This is a genomic window from Streptococcus porcorum (genome assembly GCF_053203725.1).
Window position 1 is genome coordinate 21,532 of sequence record NZ_JBRUDG010000004.1, and the last position, 24,367, is coordinate 45,898.

23 protein-coding genes are annotated in these 24,367 nt (G+C 39.3%); 22 read left to right on the forward strand and 1 reads right to left on the reverse strand.

The features are described from left to right. The first annotated feature begins 56 nt into the window (after positions 1–56). The 4 genes from ACVRWY_RS01740 (at position 57) to ACVRWY_RS01755 (ending at position 4,674) form a co-directional block, all read left to right on the forward strand. A complete protein-coding gene (locus tag ACVRWY_RS01740; protein WP_354367754.1) occupies positions 57–827 on the forward strand; it encodes a glycosyltransferase family 2 protein in 771 nt (256 codons plus the stop codon). A 9-nt stretch (positions 828–836) separates the two neighbouring features. After that, positions 837–1,628 (forward strand): glycosyltransferase, encoded by a 792-nt coding sequence (locus tag ACVRWY_RS01745; RefSeq protein ID WP_354367752.1) that lies wholly within the window; start codon positions 837–839, stop codon positions 1,626–1,628. Between the two features lie 59 nt (positions 1,629–1,687). Then, positions 1,688–3,088, forward strand: coding sequence for a sugar transferase (locus ACVRWY_RS01750; RefSeq protein ID WP_354367750.1), 1,401 nt, complete (start codon positions 1,688–1,690; stop codon positions 3,086–3,088). Positions 3,089–3,189: 101 nt separating this feature from the next. Then, complete coding sequence (locus ACVRWY_RS01755; RefSeq protein WP_354367748.1) at positions 3,190–4,674, forward strand: nucleotide sugar dehydrogenase; 1,485 nt, start codon at positions 3,190–3,192, stop codon at positions 4,672–4,674. Positions 4,675–4,728: 54 nt separating this feature from the next. Here ACVRWY_RS01755 and ACVRWY_RS01760 read toward each other — a convergent pair whose 3' ends face one another. After that, positions 4,729–5,745, reverse strand: coding sequence for an NAD(P)H-dependent glycerol-3-phosphate dehydrogenase (locus ACVRWY_RS01760; RefSeq protein ID WP_354367746.1), 1,017 nt, complete (start codon positions 5,743–5,745; stop codon positions 4,729–4,731). Positions 5,746–5,947: 202 nt separating this feature from the next. On the opposite strand from ACVRWY_RS01760, the gene ACVRWY_RS01765 reads away from it, so the two are divergent. The 18 genes from ACVRWY_RS01765 (at position 5,948) to rnmV (ending at position 24,306) form a co-directional block, all read left to right on the forward strand. Further along, entirely contained in the window at positions 5,948–7,660 is a 1,713-nt protein-coding gene (locus ACVRWY_RS01765) for an ABC transporter ATP-binding protein (protein ID WP_354367744.1), read from the forward strand. A 23-nt stretch (positions 7,661–7,683) separates the two neighbouring features. After that, the gene (locus ACVRWY_RS01770) at positions 7,684–9,480 is read left to right on the forward strand and encodes an ABC transporter ATP-binding protein (protein WP_354367742.1); all 1,797 of its coding nucleotides are present in this window, start codon (positions 7,684–7,686) and stop codon (positions 9,478–9,480) included. A 116-nt stretch (positions 9,481–9,596) separates the two neighbouring features. Continuing rightward, the gene (locus tag ACVRWY_RS01775) at positions 9,597–10,043 is read left to right on the forward strand and encodes a dUTP diphosphatase (protein ID WP_354367740.1); all 447 of its coding nucleotides are present in this window, start codon (positions 9,597–9,599) and stop codon (positions 10,041–10,043) included. A 24-nt stretch (positions 10,044–10,067) separates the two neighbouring features. Beyond that, positions 10,068–11,432 (forward strand): DNA repair protein RadA, encoded by a 1,365-nt coding sequence (gene radA / locus ACVRWY_RS01780; RefSeq protein ID WP_354367802.1) that lies wholly within the window; start codon positions 10,068–10,070, stop codon positions 11,430–11,432. A 105-nt stretch (positions 11,433–11,537) separates the two neighbouring features. Then, the gene (locus ACVRWY_RS01785) at positions 11,538–12,038 is read left to right on the forward strand and encodes a beta-class carbonic anhydrase (RefSeq protein WP_354367738.1); all 501 of its coding nucleotides are present in this window, start codon (positions 11,538–11,540) and stop codon (positions 12,036–12,038) included. Positions 12,039–12,220: 182 nt separating this feature from the next. Further along, on the forward strand, positions 12,221–12,979 hold the full coding sequence (locus ACVRWY_RS01790) for a TIGR00266 family protein (protein ID WP_354367736.1): 759 nt from the start codon (positions 12,221–12,223) through the stop codon (positions 12,977–12,979). A 223-nt stretch (positions 12,980–13,202) separates the two neighbouring features. Continuing rightward, positions 13,203–14,657: a glutamate--tRNA ligase gene (gene gltX / locus ACVRWY_RS01795; RefSeq protein ID WP_354367734.1), complete on the forward strand. Its 1,455-nt coding sequence runs from the start codon at positions 13,203–13,205 to the stop codon at positions 14,655–14,657. Between the two features lie 421 nt (positions 14,658–15,078). Beyond that, complete coding sequence (locus ACVRWY_RS01800; RefSeq protein WP_354367732.1) at positions 15,079–15,954, forward strand: VOC family protein; 876 nt, start codon at positions 15,079–15,081, stop codon at positions 15,952–15,954. Between the two features lie 102 nt (positions 15,955–16,056). Continuing rightward, positions 16,057–16,581 carry a transcription repressor NadR gene (locus ACVRWY_RS01805; RefSeq protein ID WP_354367730.1) on the forward strand — a complete coding sequence of 175 codons (525 nt, stop codon included), beginning with the start codon at positions 16,057–16,059 and terminating at the stop codon, positions 16,579–16,581. A 72-nt stretch (positions 16,582–16,653) separates the two neighbouring features. Further along, positions 16,654–17,202 (forward strand): hypothetical protein, encoded by a 549-nt coding sequence (locus ACVRWY_RS01810; protein WP_354367728.1) that lies wholly within the window; start codon positions 16,654–16,656, stop codon positions 17,200–17,202. Positions 17,203–17,615: 413 nt separating this feature from the next. Further along, positions 17,616–18,815: an argininosuccinate synthase gene (locus ACVRWY_RS01815; RefSeq protein WP_354367726.1), complete on the forward strand. Its 1,200-nt coding sequence runs from the start codon at positions 17,616–17,618 to the stop codon at positions 18,813–18,815. 210 nt (positions 18,816–19,025) lie between these two features. Further along, positions 19,026–20,402 (forward strand): argininosuccinate lyase, encoded by a 1,377-nt coding sequence (argH, locus tag ACVRWY_RS01820; RefSeq protein WP_354367724.1) that lies wholly within the window; start codon positions 19,026–19,028, stop codon positions 20,400–20,402. An 88-nt stretch (positions 20,403–20,490) separates the two neighbouring features. After that, positions 20,491–20,850: a ribonuclease P protein component gene (rnpA, locus tag ACVRWY_RS01825; protein ID WP_354367722.1), complete on the forward strand. Its 360-nt coding sequence runs from the start codon at positions 20,491–20,493 to the stop codon at positions 20,848–20,850. Then, on the forward strand, positions 20,834–21,646 hold the full coding sequence (locus tag ACVRWY_RS01830) for a YidC/Oxa1 family membrane protein insertase (RefSeq protein WP_354367720.1): 813 nt from the start codon (positions 20,834–20,836) through the stop codon (positions 21,644–21,646). The genes rnpA and ACVRWY_RS01830 overlap by 17 nt, the downstream gene beginning before the upstream one ends. Before the next feature lie 11 nt (positions 21,647–21,657). Beyond that, positions 21,658–22,515, forward strand: coding sequence for an RNA-binding cell elongation regulator Jag/EloR (gene jag / locus ACVRWY_RS01835; protein ID WP_354367718.1), 858 nt, complete (start codon positions 21,658–21,660; stop codon positions 22,513–22,515). A 245-nt stretch (positions 22,516–22,760) separates the two neighbouring features. Continuing rightward, complete coding sequence (gene rpmH / locus ACVRWY_RS01840) at positions 22,761–22,895, forward strand: 50S ribosomal protein L34 (protein WP_002885866.1); 135 nt, start codon at positions 22,761–22,763, stop codon at positions 22,893–22,895. Between the two features lie 78 nt (positions 22,896–22,973). Next, positions 22,974–23,744 carry a TatD family hydrolase gene (locus tag ACVRWY_RS01845; RefSeq protein WP_354367800.1) on the forward strand — a complete coding sequence of 257 codons (771 nt, stop codon included), beginning with the start codon at positions 22,974–22,976 and terminating at the stop codon, positions 23,742–23,744. After that, positions 23,716–24,306 carry a ribonuclease M5 gene (gene rnmV / locus ACVRWY_RS01850; RefSeq protein WP_354367798.1) on the forward strand — a complete coding sequence of 197 codons (591 nt, stop codon included), beginning with the start codon at positions 23,716–23,718 and terminating at the stop codon, positions 24,304–24,306. Before ACVRWY_RS01845 ends, rnmV begins: the two co-directional genes overlap by 29 nt. Positions 24,307–24,367: the final 61 nt, after the last annotated feature.

The following is a 24,367-nucleotide window of genomic DNA, read 5'->3' on the forward strand; positions in this document are numbered from 1 at the left end:
TATATTACTATATGATTCAATAATTTTCAAACAATACTTATGTAGGAGCTTTTATAATGCCATCTCAATTATCTCAACCACTAGTTAGTGTTATTATTCCCATGTATAACGCTTCAAGTTTTATAAAAGAAACGCTTCAGTCTGTTTTTCAACAAACTTTTCAAAATTTTGAAGTTATTGTTGTTGATGATCAGTCCACCGATAATTCTTATCAACTGGTATCAGAAATGTTATCAGCTTATTCAAATCTTAGTTTGCTAAAGAATGTGCAAAATTCGGGTGTTGCGATTTCAAGAAACAAAGGGGTAAGCTATGCTAAAGGCCGCTTCATTTGTTTTTTAGATGCGGATGATTTGTGGTTACCAAACAAGCTAGAAGTACAGGTTGCTTTTATGCTAAAATATGGTCATGCTTTTTCATTTACATCATATCAATTTGCAGATGAAACAGGCAAACCTATCAAAGCTCCTATAACTGTTCCGGAAAAAATCTCCTATCAGGAGGCATTGAGGAATCATACCATTTGGACCTCGACAGTTATGCTTGATTTAGAGCAACTTAGTAAAGAAGAGATTGCAATGCCTAATGTCAGGAGGGGGCAAGATACAGCTACATGGTGGAAAATTTTAAAAGTTGTTAAGTATGCTTATAGCATCAATCAACCCCTTTCCATTTATAGAAGGACCAATCAATCGCTATCAGCTAATAAGTTTGCTGCGATTAAAAGAACATGGTATTTATTTAGAAAAGTGGAAGGATTGTCAGTTATAGAGACTGTTGGTCCATTTATAGGATATGCTTATAATGCTATTAAAAGAAGGATGTAAGGAGAATGTATGGTCGTACTAGTTGCAACCTTAGATACTGAAAATGTTAAGGGCTTGGTTAAGGAGATGAATTTAGAAAATCTTGAGACCATTGTCGTCAACCAATCAAGGCAAGGAAGAGTGGCTTCACAACTGTTGGAAGATGGTAAAACTAAAATTTTATATAGCGATCGTCTCGGACTTAGTGCTAGCCGCAATGATGCTCTAAATTTAGCTCCATATACTGCAATTTGTCAGATTGCTGATGATGACATGGTCTTTGTGGAAGACTATGAAAAACTTGTTGATCAAGCCTATCAAGAGTTTCCAGATGCGGATATGATCGTTTTTTATGTCGATCAAGAGCGTAGTGAATTATCGAAAAAACCGTTAAAAAAGGGAAAAATGAATCATATCACTGCTATGAAGACTTCCTCTGTTCAAATCAGCTTTAAAAAGTCAAGCCTAGTAGATAGAGGGATTACATTTGATGAACGGTTTGGTATTGGAGCTCCTTATACCTTTGGAGAAGAAAATATTTTACTTTTCGATGCCTTGAGGAAAGGATTAAAGATTTACAGCTACCCAGAAAAAATAGCGACCTTGAGAGATAGGGAATCGCATTGGGATCGTACCCCAACCCCATCTTTGTGCCAAAATCGAGGAGCTGTTTTTAAGCGCATGTCGCCCAAATGGTATTGGCTCTTGATTATACAATTTGCCATTCGTAAACGTCAGATGATGCGTCCAGAAATTTCTATTTTAGCTAATCTAAAATATATGTTTCAGGGAGCTAGGGAATTTCAAAAAGCTAGGACGTAAATCAAGAGTAAAAGCGTTGTAGCAGTTGTTTGATGCTACAAAATGAAAGAGGAGATGGAATGATAAAAACAAAAAGTTTATGGTCCATTATAGTTTATGCTGTTGAAGTTATTTTAATGTTAGCAGGAATAGTTGTATCTTTGCAGTTTCAAGAGCTATTTGATCAATTTTCTAATTTAAATAACAATCTTTTAGAGTTGAGTGGTTTTAGCCGTGTTCTTCCTTGGTTAGTTCTGATTTATCTCATCATTTGTAACATGTTTGATTCACATGTGTATTATAATCGTTCCAAGAGCTCTTTATTTGTTAATGCTTTTTTTATTCAATTATTCTTTTCACTTGTCATGCTAATAGTAGAGTGGGGAAGTTTTCATCAGCTCCATGTTACAGGATGGTTTTATCTCGCCTATATTATCTTAAGCACAAGTATTTCTGGAGCTTTTTATATAATGGTTTCTAGCCTGTATAAACTCGTTATTGGTCAGAAACGTCTTTTGATTTTAGGAAAAGAAAAAGAGGTACTAGCAGCTATTGCTAATTTTCAGTCCTCGGCTTCTTCATTTCATGAGCTTAGTTATGTTGCCTTTTCTGACTACCTTGAGAAGATAAAAAAAGTGATTGATCAGATAGATGTTGTTTATCTTGTTGGTCCTATCGATCAATCAGAAGTTTTGGAGATTTACGATTATCTGATGAGGGAAAAGAAGGACATGTATTTAACAGCGAATTTAGAAAGTACGCTTGTCCGTGATTCAGATCTCTTTAATATTTCTGATGAAAATATGCTTCGTTTGGCCCCTTATTCGCTCTCCAAGGGACAAGATATCGTTAAACGTCTGTTTGATATTGTATTAGCCCTTTTCATGTTAGTGTTAAGTCTGCCGTTGACCCTACTAGCAGCTTGTATGATAAAGTTAGAAAGTGAGGGGCCGATATTTTATAAACAGGATAGAGTGACACGTGATAACAAGATATTTTCTATTTTAAAGTTCAGATCAATGACTGTAGATGCAGAAAAACACTCTGGTCCAGTGTTAGCACAAGCCAATGATCAACGTGTGACAAAGGTTGGGAAATTCATTCGAGCAACTAGGATTGATGAGCTTCCTCAGTTGATTAACGTCCTAAAAGGAGAGATGTCGATTGTTGGTCCAAGACCTGAGCGTCCGTTTTTTGTGGATCAATTTTCACAAGAAGACTCGCACTATCCTTGGAGACATCATGTTAGAGCTGGTTTAACAGGTTATGCTCAAGTTTATGGTAAGTATACCTCGGATTTTAGAGATAAGTTGAAATTTGATCTCTTATATATCAAAAATTATTCCTTGTTATTAGACATCAAACTTCTTTTAAAAACGGCTATTATTATTTTTGATAAGATGAGTTCACAAGGAAAAGAGGAGCAAGCATCAGATCAGCTAAATTTGACAGAACTTGAGCGAATAGTAAAGATATTATGATATTAAAAATAACAAAATAGTAATTAGAAACAAGAATGTTCTGCATTCTTGTTTTTTTTTTGAACAAATGCTATACTGACAGAAAGATAAGGAGGGGACATATGAAAAAGTTTTCTAAAGAAATTTTGGCAACTGTTCTTAAAGATTATAGGATAAGGCACCAATTAACTCAGGAAGATCTGGCTAACAAAGTTGGTATCAATCGTTCATTAGTTTCTCGAATAGAACAAGAAAAGTTTGTTCCCAGCATTGCTCAATTAGAAAGCCTAGCTGAATTAACCAACCATAAAATTGAAGATTTTTTTTCAGTTGAACAAAAAACTGTACAAAATATTGAGTCCAGTAGCACTATTGCAGTGGCGGGATTAGGCTATGTCGGAATGTCAATGGCGGTGTTACTAGCTCAGTATCATCAAGTAATAGCTGTAGATGTTTTGGAAGAAAAGGTGGTTCTTGTTAATAAGGGAGTTTCTCCTATTCAGGATGATTATATTGAACGGTATCTAAAAGAGAAGGACTTAAATTTGAAGGCAAGCTTAGATGCTAAAAAGGCTTATGAGGATGCTGAATTTATCGTCATAGCAGCTCCTACAAATTATGATAGTGCTACAAATTATTTTGATACGCAACACGTTGAGACTGTTATTAAACAAGTACTTGCTGTGAACCCTCAAGCAATTATGGTGATTAAATCTACTGTCCCAGTAGGGTTTACACTTTCTATGAGAAAAAAATATGGCACAGAAAATATTCTATTTAGTCCAGAATTTCTGAGAGAATCAAAAGCTCTTTATGATAATCTTTATCCCTCGCGTATCATTGTTTCTAGCGAATTAAATGATTCGGTAGAGTTAAAAGCAGCTGCTTCAAAATTTGCTTCTTTTTTAAAAACAGCTTCTCTAAAGGAAGATGTCAGTGTTTTATCTATGGGGGCGACAGAAGCTGAGGCGGTTAAGTTGTTTGCCAATACTTATTTGGCTTTACGGGTATCTTATTTTAATGAGTTAGATACATATGCTGAAATCAAGGGATTGAATACACAATCAATTATCGAAGGGGTTGGTCTAGATCCTCGTATTGGAACTTATTACAACAATCCATCGTTTGGATATGGAGGTTATTGCTTACCAAAAGACAGTAAACAATTACTAGCTAATTATGATAATATTCCTCAAAATATGATGACAGCTATTGTAGAATCTAATCGAACACGAAAGGATTTTATAGCAGATCAAGTTTTAAAAATGGCGGGCTATTACGACTATAGTGAACATGATACCTTCCACTATCAAAGTGAAAAAGAAGTAACTATCGGAGTCTATCGTTTAACCATGAAGAGTCATTCCGATAATTTTAGACAAAGTTCGATACAAGGGGTCATGAAACGGATTAAAGCCAAGGGTGCTAAAGTCATTATATTTGAGCCAACTTTGGAGAATGGCTCTAGCTTTTTTGGCTCTGAAGTGGTCAATCATTTAGAAGAATTCAAGAAAAAAAGTCAGGCTATTATTGCAAATCGTTACGATGACAACTTAGATGATGTTCGCAATAAAGTTTATACAAGAGATATTTTTGGTCGAGACTAAGCCTTATAAAAAAATGAATGCTCAGAAGATAAGCATTCATTTTTTTTATAAGGCTTAGTGCCATTCATTTTCTGAGCGTAATTCGTTTGACATCATACTTAGTATAGTTTCTTTGATATCAGCCCCTTCATAGATCGACTGATAGATAGCAGTAGTGATGGGCATATAAACACCAAGTTCCTGTGCAATCTCGTAAGCTACCTTGGTTGTTGAGATGCCTTCAATCACCATTCCCATATTGCGTTCGATGTCTTCTAGTTTCTCCCCTCGTCCTAGGGCATCTCCAGCGCGCCAATTTCGTGAGTGGATAGAGGTTCCTGTGACAATCAAGTCCCCAACGCCAGATAGACCGCTATAAGTGAGAGGGTCAGCTCCGAGCTTGACACCGAGTCTTGTAATCTCAGCTAATCCCCTTGTGATGACAGCAGCTTTGGCATTGTCTCCAAAACCAAGACCATGTAAGGCTCCTGCTCCAACCGCGATGATGTTTTTAAGTGCACCAGCTGTTTCGACACCAATCACATCCGTATTGGTATAAAGACGGAAATAGGTGTTGCTAAAAAGATTTTGAACATACTTTGCAGTGTCTAAATCTTTTGATGCTGCAGTAATTAGGGTCAAGTCACGTACAATAGTTTCCTCCGCATGACTAGGCCCAGAGACTACCACAACCTCACTACGAAGCTCAGCAGGAATTTCCTCTTCTAATATAGTAGACAGACGTTCATGTGTGCCAGGCTCTAAACCTTTTGAAGCATGCATGATGGTAACTTTATGGTTTAAAAGTTCAGCAACTTGTTTGGCCACTAGACGAGTCACTTTTGTTGGAACGACAAAAAGAATGGCGTCAACCTGATCTAAAGCTTCTTTTAAATCAAGATAGGCTTTGATGGATGGATCTAGCACCACATCTTTAAAATAATGTGTATTCGTATGATGGGTGTTAATCTCTTCAATCTGTTCAGGAATATTTCCCCAAAGACGAACATCATGCCCATTGTCATTTAATACTTGCGCTAGGGCTGTTCCCCAAGAACCTGGGCCCAAAACTGCAATTTTTTGTTTTGTCATATTTTTCTCCTCTTAATGATAGAAAACCATTCATATTATACCATATTTACGCTAAACTTGTACAATTGGAAGGAGTTGGATTAAAACAATCTTAAGACTAGCAAAGTTAAGGTGTTTGTGTTAGAATGATAGGCATTGAATAATGCAATACTTCCTGTTCACACCTTGAACCAGGAGTTTTTTCATGAAAAAGGAGGAAAATATGCTTAAAAAAGCACTTAAGCCGTACAAGTGGTATGTTATGGCTTCTGTATTGATGACGATTGTAATCGTATCAAGTGCGCTTTTACAACCGAACTACCTCAAAGATGTGTTAAGTGCGGTGATGGAAAACGATAAGGATAAGATTACATCAATTGGGATTTGGTTATTGGGGATTGCGGGTGCAGGTCTCCTAGCTGGTATTGTCAATACCGTCTTAGCCGCTAAAATTTCACAAGGTGTTTCTGCTGATTTGCGTGAGGCAACGTTTAGAAAAATCCAGACTTTTTCTTATGCCAATATTGAGGAATTTAATGCAGGGAACTTGGTTGTTCGCATGACCAATGATGTCACGCAGATTCAAAACTTGATGATGATGATTTTCCAAGTCTTGTTACGTCTTCCTATTTTGTTTATCGGTGCTTTCATCATGGCAGTAAGAACGCTACCAAGTTTATGGTGGGTCTTGGTGTTAATGGTTATCCTGATTGGAGCAGTAATGGCTGTTATCATGGGATTGATGGGGCCGCGTTTTGGGATTTTCCAAAGCTTGATGGATAAGATCAACAGTATTGCTAAAGAGAACCTTCGTGGTGTCCGAGTGGTCAAATCTTTTGTACAGGAAAAGTCACAATATGCCAAATTCAAGGAAGTGTCTAATGACCTGCTTGATCTCAATTTATTTATCGGGTATGGCTTTTCTATTATGATGCCTGTCTTGACCTTTATTGCTTATATGGCAACGTTTGTTTCTATTTACATGGTATCTAAAATGGTTGATACTGAGCCAGAGGCTATCGGAAACATTGCTTCCTTTATGACCTATATGATGCAAATTATGTTCTCAATTATCATGGTGAGCTTTATGGGGATGCAAGCTAGTCGTGCCTTTGTAGCCCTTAACCGTATTAAAGAAGTATTGGATACCGAGCCTGCTATGACCTTCAAAGAACATGCAGATGAGGATCTTAAAGGAGATATTGTCTTTGAGCATGTGAGTTTTACTTATCCACATGATACCGAGCCAACACTCAAAGATGTCAGTTTTACAATTCAATCTGGTCAGATGGTCGGAGTTGTGGGGGCAACAGGTGCAGGGAAATCAACCCTTGCGCAGTTGATTCCACGTCTATTTGACCCCCAAGAAGGACGTATTACAATCGGTGGTCGCGATCTTAAAGATCTTAATCAGACGACCTTAAGAAAGACAGTCTCTATTGTTTTACAAAAGGCTATTTTGTTTAGTGGAACGATTGCTGATAATCTTCGTCAAGGAAGTGCTGGTGCAGACATTGCAGCAATGGAGCGTGCAGCAGGAATTGCTCAAGCTAAAGAGTTTATTGATCGTATGGATGAGACTTATGAGAGTCAAGTTGAAGAGCGTGGGAATAACTTCTCTGGCGGACAAAAGCAACGTATGAGTATTGCCCGTGGTGTGATTGGAAATCCTAAAGTTTTGGTCTTAGATGACTCCACTTCTGCTCTTGATGCTAAATCTGAAAAGTTAGTTCAAGAAGCTTTAAATAAAGATTTAAAAGAGACGACGACAGTGATCATTGCTCAAAAGATTTCTTCAGTGGTTAAAGCAGATAAAATTTTGGTCTTAGATGAGGGCCGCTTAATTGGTGAGGGAACGCATGCTGAGTTAGTTGAGACCAATGCCGTTTACCGAGAAATTTATGAGACACAAAAAGGAAAGGAGGAAGAGGAATAAGCTGAGCTTAACCTCTATGTATAATGAAAACAGCACGATTTTTCTGGTTTTATTTTAAACGTTATAAGTTATCCTTTTTCGTGATTTTTTTAGCGATTATTATATCCACTTATTTACAAGTTAAAGCTCCTGTTTATCTTGGGGAGGCCTTGACAGAGCTTGGGACTTGGGTACAAGACTATTTTAAAGCTAAGGCAATTAGTGAGGCAACAGGACAAGACTTGGTACGTCCAAGTATGGATGCCTTTGGCTCAGTCATGTGGAAACTCTTTTTAACCTATGCTTTTACAGCCTTGTCAATGTTGATTTATACGGTACTTTTTTCACGTATCGTAGCACACTCAACTAACCGAATGAGAAAAGGCTTATTTGGGAAGTTAGAGCGCCTGACGGTAGCATTTTTTGATCGTCATAAAGATGGTGACATTTTATCTCGCTTTACCAGTGATTTGGACAATATTCAAAACTCTTTCAACCAGAGTTTAACGCAAGTGGTGTCTAATATTGCCCTTTATATTGGACTTGTGTGGATGATGTTTTCACAAAATACCAAGCTAGCTTGGGTGACAGTAGCTAGTACCCCAGTTGCTATTTTGTTCTTGATTTTTATTGTTCGTATGGCTAGAAAATACACTGATCTTCAACAGGCAGAGGTAAGTAAACTCAATGCTTATATGGATGAGAAAATTTCAGGTCAAAAAGCCATTATTGTGCAAGGTTTGCAAGAAGAGACGATTGCAGGCTTTACAGTATTAAATGATAATGTTAGAAGAGCAACTTTTAAAGGTCGTCTTTTTGCTGGTTTGCTTTTCCCAGTGATGAATGGAATGAGCTTGATTAATACAGCTATCGTCATCTTTGTGGGCTCAACTCTAGTATTGGATGATAAGTCAATGACAACAGCAGCTGCACTTGGTTTAGTGGTTACCTTTGTTCAATATTCACAACAATATTATCAACCGATTATGCAGGTGGCTTCTAGTTGGGCAGAGTTGCAATTAGCCTTTACTGGTGCAGGGCGTATTCAAGAAATGTTTGATCAAGAAGAAGAGGTTCGTCCTATCTCTGCTCCTAAATTCACAGAATTAAAAGAAAGTGTTGAAATTGAAGGGATTGACTTTGGTTATCTACCAGGTCAGCGTGTTCTTAAAGATGTGACGATTTCTGCTCCTAAAGGGAAAATGGTGGCGGTCGTGGGACCAACAGGTTCTGGTAAGACCACTATTATGAATCTCATTAACCGCTTTTATGATGTGGATAAGGGGGCTATCAAGTTTGATGGTCGTGATATTCGTGAATACGATCTTGATAGCCTACGTGAAAATGTTGGGATTGTGTTACAAGAATCTGTTCTTTTTAGTGGCAGCATTAGAGATAACATTGCTTTTGGTCGTCCAGATGCCAGTCAAGAAATGGTAGAAGCTGCTGCTCGAGCGACCCATATCCATGAATTTATTGATAGCCTTCCAGATCAGTATGAAACCCTGGTTGATGATGAAAATAACATCTTCTCGACAGGTCAGAAACAATTGATTTCTATTGCGCGCACCTTGTTAACAGATCCTCAAGTTTTGATTTTGGATGAAGCAACGTCAAACGTTGATACGGTGACAGAAAGCAAGATTCAGCAAGCTATGGAAGCTGTTGTGGCAGGGCGTACGAGCTTTGTGATTGCCCATCGTTTAAAAACTATTTTGAATGCTGATGAAATTATTGTCTTAAAAGACGGTGAAGTGCTAGAACGTGGAAATCACTACGAACTGCTTAGACAAAAAGGTTTTTACGCTGAACTTTATCATAATCAATTTGTATTTGAATAGCACAAAAGACAAGGTGATGAGACCTTGTCTTTTTGAAAAAAGAAAATTATCAGGCTTTTTGCTTTTCTTTTACGAATAGCCTATAATAGAGGAATTGAGTAGAAAGTGAGAAAATTATGTCTAGAATCCGTGGATTTGAATTGGTATCAACCTATCACAACGAAGATTTACTGCCTAAGCGAGAAACAGCACATGCGGCTGGATATGACCTAAAGGTTGCAGAAAAAACCATTATTGCCCCAGGGGAGATCAAGTTGGTTCCAACAGGGGTAAAGGCTTATATGCAAGCAGGAGAAGTCCTCTACCTTTATGATCGCTCGTCCAATCCAAGAAAAAAAGGTTTGGTCTTGATTAACTCTGTTGGTGTGATAGATGGGGATTATTATGGTAATGCTGCAAATGAGGGGCATATTTTTGCACAAATGCAAAACATTACGGAGCAAGACGTGGTCCTTGAAGTTGGTGAACGCGTAGTACAAGGTGTTTTTGCGCCCTTTCTTGTTGCTGATGGTGATCTAGCAACTGGTCAACGAACGGGTGGGTTTGGAAGTACTGGAAACTAAAGAAGAGTTGGGGAGGATAGAAGAATAGCTAAGAAGAAAACCAATTTTGTTTGTCAAGAGTGCGGGTACAACTCTCCTAAATACTTGGGGCGTTGTCCCAATTGTTCGTCTTGGTCTTCTTTTGTTGAAGAAGTAGAGGTGGCCGAGGTTAAAAATGCTCGTGTCAGCCTGACAGGCGAGAAAACCAAACCTGTTAAATTAAATCAGGTAACCTCTAGTCAGGTTGCTAGAACCCAAACGGATATGGAGGAGTTCAACCGTGTGTTAGGTGGAGGTGTTGTTCCAGGGAGCTTAGTGCTGATAGGAGGAGATCCAGGGATCGGAAAGTCCACTTTGCTTTTACAGGTTTCGACTCAGTTAGCCAATAAAGGCACCGTGCTTTATGTATCAGGGGAAGAGTCAGCAGAGCAAATCAAACTACGCAGTGAGCGCTTGGGTGATATTGATAATGAGTTTTACCTCTATGCTGAAACCAATATGCAATCAATCAGAGCCGAAGTCGAAAAAATTCAGCCCAATTTCTTGATTATTGACTCTATCCAAACCATCATGAGTCCAGACATATCCAGTGTTCAGGGATCTGTTTCACAAGTTAGAGAAGTGACAGCTGAGTTGATGCAACTTGCTAAAACCAATAATATTGCGACCTTTATTGTTGGTCATGTGACTAAGGAGGGTACACTGGCAGGACCACGGATGCTAGAGCATATGGTGGATACTGTCTTATACTTTGAAGGGGAACGTCAACACACTTTTAGGATTTTGAGGGCGGTAAAGAACCGTTTTGGCTCGACAAATGAAATCGGTATTTTCGAGATGCAGTCAGCTGGTCTGGTAGAGGTCTTGAATCCGAGTCAAGTCTTTTTAGAGGAGCGTCTTGATGGGGCAACAGGATCGGCTATTGTGGTAACAATGGAAGGAACAAGGCCTATCTTGGCTGAGGTTCAAGCCTTGGTAACACCAACTGTATTTGGAAATGCTAAGCGGACCACAACAGGATTAGATTTTAATCGGGCAAGTTTGATTATGGCAGTCTTGGAAAAGCGTTGTGGCTTGTTACTACAAAATCAAGATGCCTACCTAAAATCAGCTGGTGGAGTGAAGTTGGATGAACCTGCCATTGATTTAGCTGTTGCTGTAGCCTTGGCATCTAGTTATAAGGACCAACCAACTAACCCTCAAGATTGTTTTATTGGTGAAATTGGATTGACAGGTGAGGTCAGACGGGTCAATCGGATTGAACAAAGGGTAAATGAAGCAAGTAAATTAGGCTTTACTAAGATTTATGCTCCGAAAAATTCCCTACATGGTCTAACTGTTCCAGATGGTATCCAAGTGATAGGTGTGTCAACAGTCAGTGAAGTCTTGCAGAAAGTATTCAATAGCTAGCTTTTTCTGTCTTTATCAGGGACATTTTCAGAAAAACATGATAAGATAGATGAAACTAATATGAAACCGTCATGCTTTTCATTGCACAAAAAGGAGGATGAAGAAATGACACGATTTGATGATTTTTTGACGAATAACCAAAACTTTGCGAGGGTTTTTCCAAATGGTCATATCCCGACACCGCCAAGAAAAGAGGTTGCCATTGTGTCTTGTATGGATGCAAGGATTCATGTGGCTCAGATTTTTGGCTTGAGTTTGGGAGATGCCCATATTATTCGTAATGCTGGTGGACGTGTTACAGATGATATTATCAGGTCGTTGGTGATTTCAGAGCAGTTACTTGGGACAAAGGAGATTATTGTGATGCATCATACCGATTGTGGTTTGCACAAAAAGGATAATCAAGCCTTGTGGACCAATTTAGCGCCTGTTTTAGGTGATGATGTCAAATCGGTGGATTTTCTTCCTTTTGAAGACATTGAAACCAGTGTGACAGATGATGTTCTATTACTAAAAAATAGCCCCTTGATTCCTAAAGATATTGTGATTAGTGGGGCAATTTATGATGTGGATACTGGACGTGTTTTACCAGTTATCCGTGCTTAATAGCAGCTGTTGATAGAAAAAAGGTTGGCGCTTGAGCTGACCTTTTTTTAAAAGTGTTGTTTCTATTGCGGTTAAGCGTAAGCCGTGCTTTTTTTGCTATAAAACCTTATTTTTGATTGACAAGTGGTCATTTGAAAAGTATAATTGTATTATATTAACAATACAAAAAAGGAGAACCTCTCATGTCAGATAATCGAATGAAATATACCATTGATAGTAATATGCAATTTCCACTTGTTGAAATTGCTCTTGAAGCTGGTGAATCTGCCTATATCCAACAAGGATCTATGGTTTACCATACTCCTAGTGTTAGCTTAAATACACGTCTGAATGCGCGTGGAGGATCAGGTCTAGGGAAGTTATTGGGAGCGATTGGGCGTTCCATGACTTCTGGAGAATCCATGTTCATCACTCAGGCCGTGTCAAATGCAGCAGACGGGAAGTTAGCGCTAGCTCCATCAACTCCAGGTCAAGTGATTGCTCTTGAGTTAGGGGCTAAGCAATATCGTCTTAATGATGGAGCTTTCCTAGCTCTTGATGGCTCTGCTCAATATAAGATGGAACGTCAAAGTGTTGGACGAGCTTTCTTTGGTGGGCAAGGCGGTCTTTTTGTCATGACGACAGAAGGTGAGGGAACTCTCTTAGCTAACGCTTTTGGTTCTATCAAAAAGTTAGAGCTGACAGGTGGTACGATTACTATTGATAATGCGCATGTGGTGGCTTGGAGCCGTGATCTTAATTATGACATCCACCTTGAAAATGGCTTTTTGCAGTCTATCGGTACTGGTGAGGGAATTGTTAATACCTTCTCAGGCTACGGTGAAATTTATGTTCAGAGTTTAAATATTGAAACCTTCGCTCAAGTGATCGGTAATCACATTGTTACAGGTGGAGGAGATGGTGGCGGTGGAAGCACCTCTATCTTAGATGCCTTGATGTAATACAGTATAGTAGGAAAGTAAGGAATGATTGAAATGCCTTTCTTTCCTTTTTGTTTTATCCTACTTTCTTGTCGCAAGCTTTCAAGGTATGTTATAATAGTGGGGATTGAAACTTTTAAGGAGAAAGGGACTAAATCAGTTGCAATGGTTAATAAAAGTAGCTAGAGCATTACTTTTATTAACGGTTTGTTTTCTGTTTTAGTTAGTCTTGGTATCTTACATTATGTCAAATACTATTCGTGTGCGTTATGCACCAAGTCCAACAGGGCTACTACACATCGGTAATGCCCGTACAGCTTTATTTAACTATCTTTTTGCCCGTCATCACGGTGGTGACTTTATCATCCGTATCGAAGATACTGACCGCAAACGTCATGTGGAGGATGGTGAGCGTTCTCAGTTGGAAAACCTACGTTGGTTGGGGATTGATTGGGATGAAAGCCCAGAGACACATGAGAACTACCGTCAGTCAGAGCGTTTGGAACTTTATCAACAGTATATTGATCAACTCTTGGCTGAAGGTAAGGCCTATAAATCTTATGTGACCGAAGAAGAGCTGGCAGCAGAGCGTGAGCGCCAAGAAGCAGCTGGGGAAACACCACGTTATATCAATGAGTTTCTAGGCATGTCTGAGGACGAAAAAGCAGCTTACATCGCAGAGCGTGAAGCAGCAGGTATTGTCCCAACAGTTCGCTTGGCTGTCAATGAAGCAGGCATCTATAAGTGGAATGATATGGTCAAGGGCAACATCGAGTTTGAAGGGGCTAATATCGGTGGTGATTGGGTCATCCAAAAACGTGATGGTTACCCAACTTACAACTTTGCAGTTGTTATTGATGACCATGATATGCAGATTTCGCACGTTATCCGTGGGGATGACCACATTGCCAATACGCCAAAACAGTTGATGGTTTATGAAGCACTTGGTTGGCAAGCACCAGAGTTTGGTCACATGACCTTGATTATCAACTCTGAGACTGGTAAAAAGTTGTCCAAACGTGATACCAATACTCTTCAGTTCATCGAAGACTACCGCCGTAAAGGTTACATGCCAGAAGCTGTCTTTAACTTTATCGGTCTTTTGGGCTGGAACCCTGGTGGCGAAGACGAAATCTTCTCGCGTGAGGAATTTATTCAACTCTTTGATGAAAATCGTCTCAGCAAATCGCCAGCAGCCTTTGACCAGAAGAAAATGGATTGGATGAGCAACGAGTACATCAAGAATGCTGATTTGGAGACTGTTTTTAATCTTGCTAAGCCATTCTTGGAAGAGGCTGGTCGTTTGACAGATAAGGCAGAAAAATTAGTAGAACTCTATAAACCACAGATGTCATCTGCGGATGAAATTGTGCCTTTGACAGATCTTTTCTTCTCTGATTTCCCAGAGTTGACAGAGGCTGAAAAAGAAGTCATGGCAGGCGAAACAGTTCCAACTGTTCTCAACGCTCTTAAGGCAAAATTGGAAGCCATGACAGACGAAGACTTCCAACCAGACAACATCTTCCCACAAATCAAGGCAGTCCAAAAAGAAACAGGCATCAAGGGTAAAAACCTCTTCATGCCAATCCGTATCGCCGTCTCAGGTGAAATGCACGGACCAGAGCTACCAAACACCATTTATCTGCTCGGTCGTGAAAAATCTATCCAACATATTGATAATATGTTGAAGAGTTTGTAAACAAATTTTCGCAGCCACACGACTGCGAGGATTTACTTATAAAAGGTAAGGTCTTACAAATAACCTTTTGATAGAATCCTATCCTATACTGTAGTATAGGATAGTTTTATTTTTGAAAGAAGGTTTCAAGAACTCATAATGGGTTTTAGTGTCTTTATTTAAGAGTTCTTGTAGCTTTCTTAGCTCGATAATAGTAAGATAGTTTTTTGTGAGAATATTATATCTGCTATAGCGTCTGAATTTGACGATTAGGCAGTACTGTAAAGTGTGATTTCTTATTGTGATGAGTATTAATAACGTCCAGATTTGTATAGAGACTCTCTATTTATTTGGGATAATGCAACGGTAATTGGTGGACAACTTGCTTTATTTTTTTAGGAGCAAGTGTTATCCTAAGGTTAGTAATTCGAAGGAGAAATCAATGCAAACCATCATTCCACATCTCTGGTACGATACAGAGGCAAAAGAGGTTGCAGAGTTCTATGTGGACCTTTTCGGCGGCAAGATTGACTGGACCTATACGATTACAGATACGCCTTCTGGCGACTCTGATTTGATCCAATTCCAGCTAGGGGACATGACCCTGGCTGCTATTAGCGCAGGGCCGTATTTCAAGCTTAATGAGTCTATGTCGCTCATGGTAAATGTAGCTAGTAAGGATGACGTAAGCCGTCTTTATGAGGCTTTATCAGACGGTGGACGTGTGCTTATGCCTTTGGCAGAATATCCTTTCAGTCCTTACTATGTTTGGTTGGAAGACCGCTTTGGTTTATCTTGGCAATTGTCCTATGTACCAGACTTAGATAACCCCTATCAGTTTGATATCTTTCTACTCTTCTCGCAAGAGCAAGTCGGGTTAGCCCAGCCTATGCTAGATTATTACAAGGATAAGCTGCCTCAAGCTCATCTTGGTCGCTTGTCTTACTATGGCGAAGGTGAGGCTGCGGTTGCTGCTGCCAAGTTGAATTATGCGGAGCTTTTAATCGGAGATCAAAAAATGATCGCCATGGATCATGGATATGGTGGTGTGACCTCTTTTAACGAAGCCTTTTCGCTAATGGTCTATGTGGATAGTCAGGAAGAAGCGGATAGTTGGTATGAAACTGTTTCGGCAGTTCCAGAAGCAGAAATTTGTGGTTGGGCCAAGGATCAGTTTGGGCTTTCTTGGCAGATTGTGCCACGTATTTTGATGGAGGCATATGATACGGCTAGCCCAGAACAGATTAAGGCTGTGAATGCTGCAGTAATGACAATGAAACGTCTAGATATCGCAACTATTCAAGCCTTATTAGATTAATAATGTGTAACAGGAACTGAGTAGCAGTTTCTGTTTTTTTCTTAGACAAGAATGAAATGGCTCGGATTTTGGTATAATGAAAGAAAGTAGAGGGGAGACGATATGAAAGCAATAGAAAGACGAAAGCACATTTTATCACTTTTACAGAAAACATCTCAACCACTTTCAGCGAATTACCTAGCAAAAGAATTTGGGGTCAGTCGCCAAGTTATTGTGGGAGATGTAGCCTTGCTTCGCGCAGAAGGGGCTTTGATTTTGGCGACTCCAAGAGGCTACCTACTACAATCTTCTCTAGCGTCTATTGAGGGAGCTTATGTTCGTAAAATAGTTTGTCAGCATGGTCCAAAGGAGGTTGAAAGAGAAATGACGATCTTACTAGAAGGAGGAGCCCAGATTTTAGATGTCGAAATTGAACATCCTATTTACGGTTTATTGTCTGGTAAACTGAATATTGCAAGCTTTGAAGATAGAGATCATTTTTTGGATAATTTGAAGCATTATCAGGGTGTGCTTTTGAGTAATTTAACGGAGGGTGTCCATACCCACACAGTCTCATTTCCTTCTTTTCAAGCCTACCAAGAACTTTCTCTTGCCTTAATGAATGCTGGAATTTTATTAGAAGATTAGAAAACATTACAGGTGTCTTGACACCTGTAATGTTTTGTTTTATAATCAGACTCATGGAAAGAGAGGTTACTGATGTCTCAATTAACACTATCCCCTAAAAGTTCTGTCAAGCAGTTATCTATTAGTGCAATTTTAACAGCATTTGCTATTCTAATTCCACTGATGATGCCGATTAAAATTATTATTGGACCAGCATCTTATACACTTGCCAGTCATATTCCCTTGTTTATTGCTATGTTTATTTCACCTACAACAGCCATAATGGTAGCTTTGGGTTCTAGTCTAGGGTTCTTCTTAGCAGGCTTTCCAATTGTCATTGTATTTCGTTCATTTACTCACTTAATGTTTCTCACTTTGGGTGCATTTTTAATTAAACGATTTCCAAGTTTAATGGATTCTAAGCACTTTTTTATATTAGGGGTTGGACTTAATCTGCTTCACGGTTTAGGGGAGTATGTTGTTGTCATGATACTTACTTCAAGTGGGCAGACTTCTGATACCTATTGGGTGACTATGCTTGGCTTGATTGGTCTAGGTTCAACCATTCATGGGATGATAGATTTTAGTTTAGCGTATTACTTTTGGAGAATTTTGAAAGAGCGAAAAATTTATCAATCATAATCTGTGCTGAGAAAGAATATGTTGCATAAGTCGGGGAGTATTCTCTGACTTTTCTTTTGTAAATAGGAGCTGTTTATTTGATTGAAACAAGGAGTTATGTAGGGTAGCCAATGTTGAATCTAGCTTGTTAATGGATATAAAAATGAGGAAGACGGCAATGATGAATAAATAATTTAGAGGCTGTCGCTCTTATTACATGGTAAAAAACGATTAGTGGGGCTGTGTAGGCGTTATACACGCTGACCTATGAAATAGTATTATATTCCCTATTTTATAGCAAAACATGAATTTTTATCCAAAAAACAAAAAATATTTGCATAAATATGTTGACAAAAGAATAAATATGCATTATACTGTATAACATAAGGTTGAGTGATATCAACCCATTAAGAATAAGAAAAGAGAAAAATGTTATGTCAAAAGAAAAAGTTATCCTTGCTTACTCAGGTGGTCTTGATACGTCCGTTGCGATTACTTGGTTGAAAAAAGACTATGATGTTGTAGCGGTATGTATGGACGTTGGTGAAGGAAAAGATCTAGATTTTATTCATGATAAGGCCTTGACTGTTGGAGCGATTGAGTCTTATGTGATCGATGTAAAAGAAGAGTTTGCACAAGATTATGTTCTTCCAGCCCTTCAAGCCCATGCTTATTATGAGCAAAAATACCCACTGGTATCAGCTCTTAGCCGTCCATTGATTTCTAAAAAGTTAGTTGAAATTGCACACAAAACAGGTGCGACAACTATTGCTCATGGATGTACTGGTAAAGGAAATGACCAAGTTCGTTTTGAAGTTGCCATTGCAGCGCTTGATCCAAGCTTGAAAGTAATCGCCCCAGTGCGTGAGTGGAAGTGGTCTCGTGAAGAGGAGATTGAGTACGCTAAAGAAAATGGTGTTCCTGTGCCAGCTGATCTTGATAATCCTTACTCAGTCGATCAAAACCTTTGGGGACGTGCAAATGAGTGTGGTGTTCTTGAAAATCCTTGGAATCAGGCTCCAGAAGATGCCTTTGGTATTACAACAGCTCCAGAACAAGCTCCAGATACTCCAGAATATGTGGACATTGAGTTTAAAGCAGGTGTTCCAGTTGCAGTTAATGGAGAAGAGCTTAGCCTGGCTAATTTAATTCAAAAATTAAATGTGATAGCTGGCGCTCATGGTGTAGGACGGATTGACCACGTTGAAAACAGATTAGTAGGAATCAAGTCACGTGAAATTTATGAATGTCCAGGAGCTATTACTTTACTAACAGCTCACAAAGAAATCGAAGATTTGACTTTGGTTCGTGAAGTTTCTCACTTTAAACCAATCATCGAAAATGAATTATCAAACTTGATTTATAATGGACTATGGTTTAGCCCAGCAACCAAAGCTTTGATTGCTTATATTAAAGAAACACAAACTGTCGTTAATGGAACAGCCAAAGTTAAGCTTTATAAAGGGCATGCGCAAGTTGTAGCTAGAAAATCACCAAACTCACTTTATGATGAGAACTTGGCAACCTATACTTCAGCTGATAGCTTTGATCAAGATGCTGCAGTTGGCTTCATCAAACTTTGGGGGCTTCCAACACAGGTTAACGCACAAGTACAAGAACAATCACAGAATTAAAGGGGTCAAGAAAGGACTTCAGATAAAAGTACACAGAGAGGTACATCTGAGTCTCTTTTCTTAATCTTTATCGACAAGGTTATCCTGAGAGATAACTTCGAGGATAAATAAACCCATCCGAGAGAGTTGGGATTTATCATCATGTGCAGGGACACAGGCTAAGGATGAGAATACTCGTCCTTTTTCATTGATGAGAAAAGAGGATAGACAATGGCAGATAAAAAATTATGGGGTGGCAGATTTGAAGCGGGCCTTGAAAAATGGGTAGAAGAATTTGGAGCATCCATTGCATTTGATCAAAAAATGGCAAAATATGATATCCAAGGCTCTCTGGCTCATGTGACCATGTTGGGAAAGACAGGTATTATTGAAAGTGCAGAAGCAGATACGATTAAAGCTGGTTTAGAAGAGCTTTTAAAAGAGTATGAAGCAGGGCAACTGGTATTTGATATTTCTAATGAAGATATCCATATGAATATGGAATCGCTTCTAACAGAAAAAATTGGTTCGGTAGCTGGGAAACTGCATACGGCGCGTTCTAGAAATGACCAAGTCGCAACAGATATGCACTTGTATTTAAAAGATAAGTTGCTAGAAGTGGTTGAGAAGCTGGCAAATCTTCGTCAGGTGTTGGTTGATTTGGCAGAAGAAAATGTTTACACTATTATGCCAGGTTATACTCATCTTCAACACGCTCAGCCTATTAGCTTTGGGCATCACTTGATGGCTTACTACAATATGTTCACCAGAGATAGTGAGCGTTTTGAGTTTAACATGAAACATGCCGATTTATCTCCGCTTGGAGCAGCTGCGCTTGCTGGCACAACTTTTCCGATTGATCGTCAGCTGACCTCAGACATGATGGGATTTGCCAAACCTTATAGCAACTCTTTGGATGCTGTTTCTGATCGTGATTTTATCTTAGAATTTTTATCCAATGCTAGTATTTTGATGATGCATATGAGCCGTATCTGTGAAGAAATTATCAATTGGTGTTCCAATGAATTTCAGTTTGTCACACTATCTGATACGTTTTCAACAGGCTCATCCATCATGCCACAGAAGAAAAATCCAGATATGGCAGAGCTAATCCGTGGAAAATCGGGTCGTGTTTACGGCAACTTGATTGGTCTTTTGACTGTCATGAAGTCCCTACCTTTGGCCTACAATAAAGATTTACAAGAAGATAAAGAAGGGATGTTTGATACCGCAGAGACCATTACCGTTGCGATTGATATCTTGGCAGGAATGTTAAAAACCATGACCGTCAATCAGGAACACATGGCAGAGTCCACAGAAAAAGACTTTTCAAATGCAACAGAATTAGCAGATTATTTAGCAAGTAAGGGCTTACCGTTTCGTGAGGCACATGAAGTGGTTGGTAAGCTAGTCTTGGAGTGTACAAAGGCAGGCTACTACCTTCAAGATGTGCCATTTAGTCGCTATCAAGAAATTTCTGATTTAATTGAGGAAGATATTTATCTTGCTTTGCAGTCTAAAACAGCTGTGGAGCGCCGCGACTCGCTTGGAGGAACAGGGTTCAAGCAGGTATTATGGCAGATTGAGGAGGCAAAAAACTCTTTCTAGTTGAAAAATAAGTCAAGAAACTGAGGTTTTTTGGCTTTTTTTTGATTTATGGTATAATAGATGTAATTTAGAGGTTTGGAGTCGTATTTTGCGAAAATCATTTCGAGTAAAGAGCGAGAAGGACTTTAAGGTAATTTTTGAGGCAAGTCAAAGTGTCGCCAATCGAAAATTTGTAGTCTATCGCTTAGAAAAACAACAAAAACACTACCGAGTAGGGCTCTCAGTTGGGAAAAAACTAGGCAATGCCGTGGTGCGAAACCGCATAAAAAGACGATTACGTCACTTAGTGATGGAATTTTCCCCCTATTTAGTAACGGATGACTTTGTCGTGATTGCTAGAAAAGGGGTAGAAGAATTGTCTTATCAAGAGTTGAGGCAAAATTTGATGCATGTCTTGAAACTCGGAAATCTTTATCAGGAAGGTTTATCAAGTGAAAAAGAAGATTAAAGTAGTAGGGATGCTCCTTATGGGCTTACTTATATTGACAGCCTGTGGGACAGGCAATATTACCAGCTCAAGCTCAGGTGGCTGGGAACAGTTTGTCTATTTATTTGCAAGAGCTATTAGAGGCTTGTCTTTTGGTAATATTGGGGTGGGAATCATTCTCTTTACCCTTGTGATTAGGACAGTTCTCTTGCCTGTCTTTAATTTACAGATTAAGTCAAGTCAGCGCATGCAGGCGCTTCAGCCAGAGCTCAAGGCTTTACAAGCTCAGTATCCAGGTCGTGATACCGATAGTCGTATGGCTCTTGCAGAGGCATCACAGCGTTTATATAAAGAGCATAAGGTTAATCCTTATTTGACCTTACTGCCTATTTTTATTCAATTGCCAGTTCTTTTAGCGCTTTATCAGGCTCTCACTCGAGTAGAGTTTTTAAAAACTGGTCATTTCTTATGGTTAGATATTTCTCAGCCTGATCCTTATTTTATTTTGCCAGTGTTAGCGGCAGGATTCACTTTTTTATCTACATGGTTAAGTTCAAAATCAGCACTTGAGAAGAATTTTGCGATGACCATTATGACTTATTTTATGCCAGTGATGATTTTCTTTTTCTCTATCAGTGTGGCAAGTGGGGTGGCTCTTTATTGGACGGTTTCAAATGCTTACCAAGTAGCGCAAACCTTAATCTTTAATAATCCTTTTAAAATTATTGCGGAGCGTCAGCGTTTAGCACAAGAGGAAAAAGAAAAAGAGGCACGACTAAGAAAAGCTAAGAAGAAAGCTCAGAAAAAGAGAAAATAAGGAGAATAAAAATGGGACAGTTCACAGGATCTACTGTTGAAGAAGCCATTCAAAAAGGATTAAAGGAGTTGAGACTTTCTCGCTTACAAGCACGCATTAAAGTGGTGTCTCGCGAGAAAAAAGGATTTTTGGGATTATTCAAAAAACCAGCTGTTGTTGAGGTGGCAAGATTAGAGGATTTTAGTCAGACGGCGGAGCTTAAGTCTGTGATGGTCGAGGCGGAAAAGCTAGACTCAGCAAGGCAGAAAAAAAGCTCGGAGAGTCTGAGTTTATCGCTTGAGGAGAGTTTGTCGGCATCTAGTTCAGAATCTCTTTCGGAATCTCTTTCAGATTCTCTTGTCCAAGCAGCATCAGAAAGCTTTGTTGAAGAGTTCCAGTCAGAAAGTGTATCGTCTGATGAAAAATCTTACCCTAATATTTCAGAAGCAGCAGAAGCTATTGGTCACTATATTCAGACCATCATTTATGAGATGGATATTGAGGCTAATGTCTTATTAGATTATAGCCGTCGAGTGATTAATTTACAGATTGAAACCTCAGAGCCAGGTCGTGTCATCGGTTATCATGGTAAAGTCCTTAAATCTTTACAACTTTTGGCGCAAAATTTCTTACATGACCGTTATTCTAAACATTTTTCTGTTTCTTTAAATGTCAACGATTATATTGAACATCGTACAGAGACTTTGATTGAGTTTGCTAAGAAAATTTCAAATCGTGTCTTGGAAACAGGTCAAGATTACGTCATGGATCCTATGACCAATAGCGAACGTAAAATTGTCCATAAAACCATCGCCCAAGTTTCTGGTGTGGAAAGCTATTCTGAAGGTAGTGATCCCAATCGTTATATTGTTGTGACCTTGGGTGACTAGAACGCTTAGAAATAAGCGTTTTTTAGGTTCATCTTGAGGACTATTCATTAGTGTTAAAGCTATTTTTGCTCATTTCCTAGCTTAAATCAAAGATAATGAGTATTGATTTGAAAAAAAACATCGTCTCTCTCAAATAATTCTTGACAAGAGGATGCTATTTGTTATAAAATATTATGGTATGTTTAGTAACTGATCAAATAATAGCCGGCTAAACGAATACGAAAATCTATGAGGAGGTATTCAAAGTGAAACGTACTTACCAACCAAGTAAAATCCGTCGTCAACGTAAACACGGATTCCGTCACCGTATGTCAACTAAAAACGGACGTCGCGTGCTTGCAGCTCGTCGTCGTAAAGGACGTAAAGTGTTGTCAGCTTAATGCGACTAAAAAAACCGACAGTAACTCGAGTCTGTCGGTTTTTTGATTGGGAAAATATGATAGAATAAAGATATGACAATAGAAATTTTTGACACCCATACACACCTAAACGTAGAAAATTTTACTGAAACTGTCGCAGAGGAGTTAGCCTTGGCTAAGGAGATGGGCGTGACGACTCACAATGTGGTTGGTTTTGACCATGACACGATTGAGCGTGCGCTTGAGTTAGCAGATAGCTATCCTGAGATTTATTTGACACTGGGTTGGCATCCGACAGAGGCGGGCTCCTATAGTGATGCGGTAGAGGTTTACCTTCGTGAGAAACTCCAGCATGATAAAGTGATTGCCCTTGGCGAGATTGGCTTGGACTACTACTGGATGGAAGATCCAAAAGAGGTTCAGGCGGAGGTCTTTAAGCGCCAAATGGCTCTGGCAAAAGAGCTGGATTTACCCTTTGTCGTTCACACCCGTGATGCCCTTGAGGATACTTATGCTATCATCAAAGAGGTTGGTGTAGGACCTCGCGGTGGGATTATGCATTCTTACTCAGGGTCTTTGGAAATGGCAGAGCGCTTCATCGAGCTTGGGATGATGATTTCATTTTCAGGCGTGGTGACCTTTAAGAAGGCCTTAGATATCCAAGAAGCTGCACAACATTTGCCGTTAGACAAGATTTTGGTGGAAACAGATGCTCCTTACCTTGCTCCTGTTCCTAAACGTGGCCGTGAAAATAAAACAGCTTATACACGCTATGTCGTTGAAAAAATAGCCGAGCTTCGAGGTTTAACGGTTGAGGAAGTGGCGCGTGCCACAACAGAAAATGCAAAGAGGTTGTTTGGTCTTGACTGAAAAAATAAAAATCCAAGAAGTGATTGTGGTTGAGGGCAAGGACGATACTGCAAACCTGAAACGCTTTTATGAGGTGGATACTTATGAAACCAGAGGCTCTGCCATTGATGAGGATGATCTAGCGCGTATTGAGCGTCTCCATGATTTGCGCGAGGTGATTGTCTTTACTGACCCCGACTACAATGGCGAGCGCATCCGAAAAATCATCATGCAGGCTATTCCCACGGTCAAGCACGCCTTTTTACAGCGAGACGAAGCAACTCCAAAGTCAAAAACCAAAGGCAGATCACTAGGAGTAGAGCATGCTAGTTTTGAAGACTTGGAAAAAGCTCTCTCCAGTGTCCGTGGTTACTATGATGACGACAATAACTTTGACATCACCAAGTCAGACCTGATGCGCCTAGGGCTCCTTATGGGCGGTGACAGCCGCAAGCGCAGAGAATATCTAGGAGAACACTTGCGCATCGGCTATTGCAACGGCAAGCAGTTGCTCAAACGATTGGAGTTGTTTGGGATTAGCCTGGCGGAAGTGGAAGATGTGATGGGGGAGTATAAAAGTTGATGATGAAAAAAGTTGTTCTTTGATTCATCTTTGTATTAGAAGTGTTATTGAAGGTAAGATA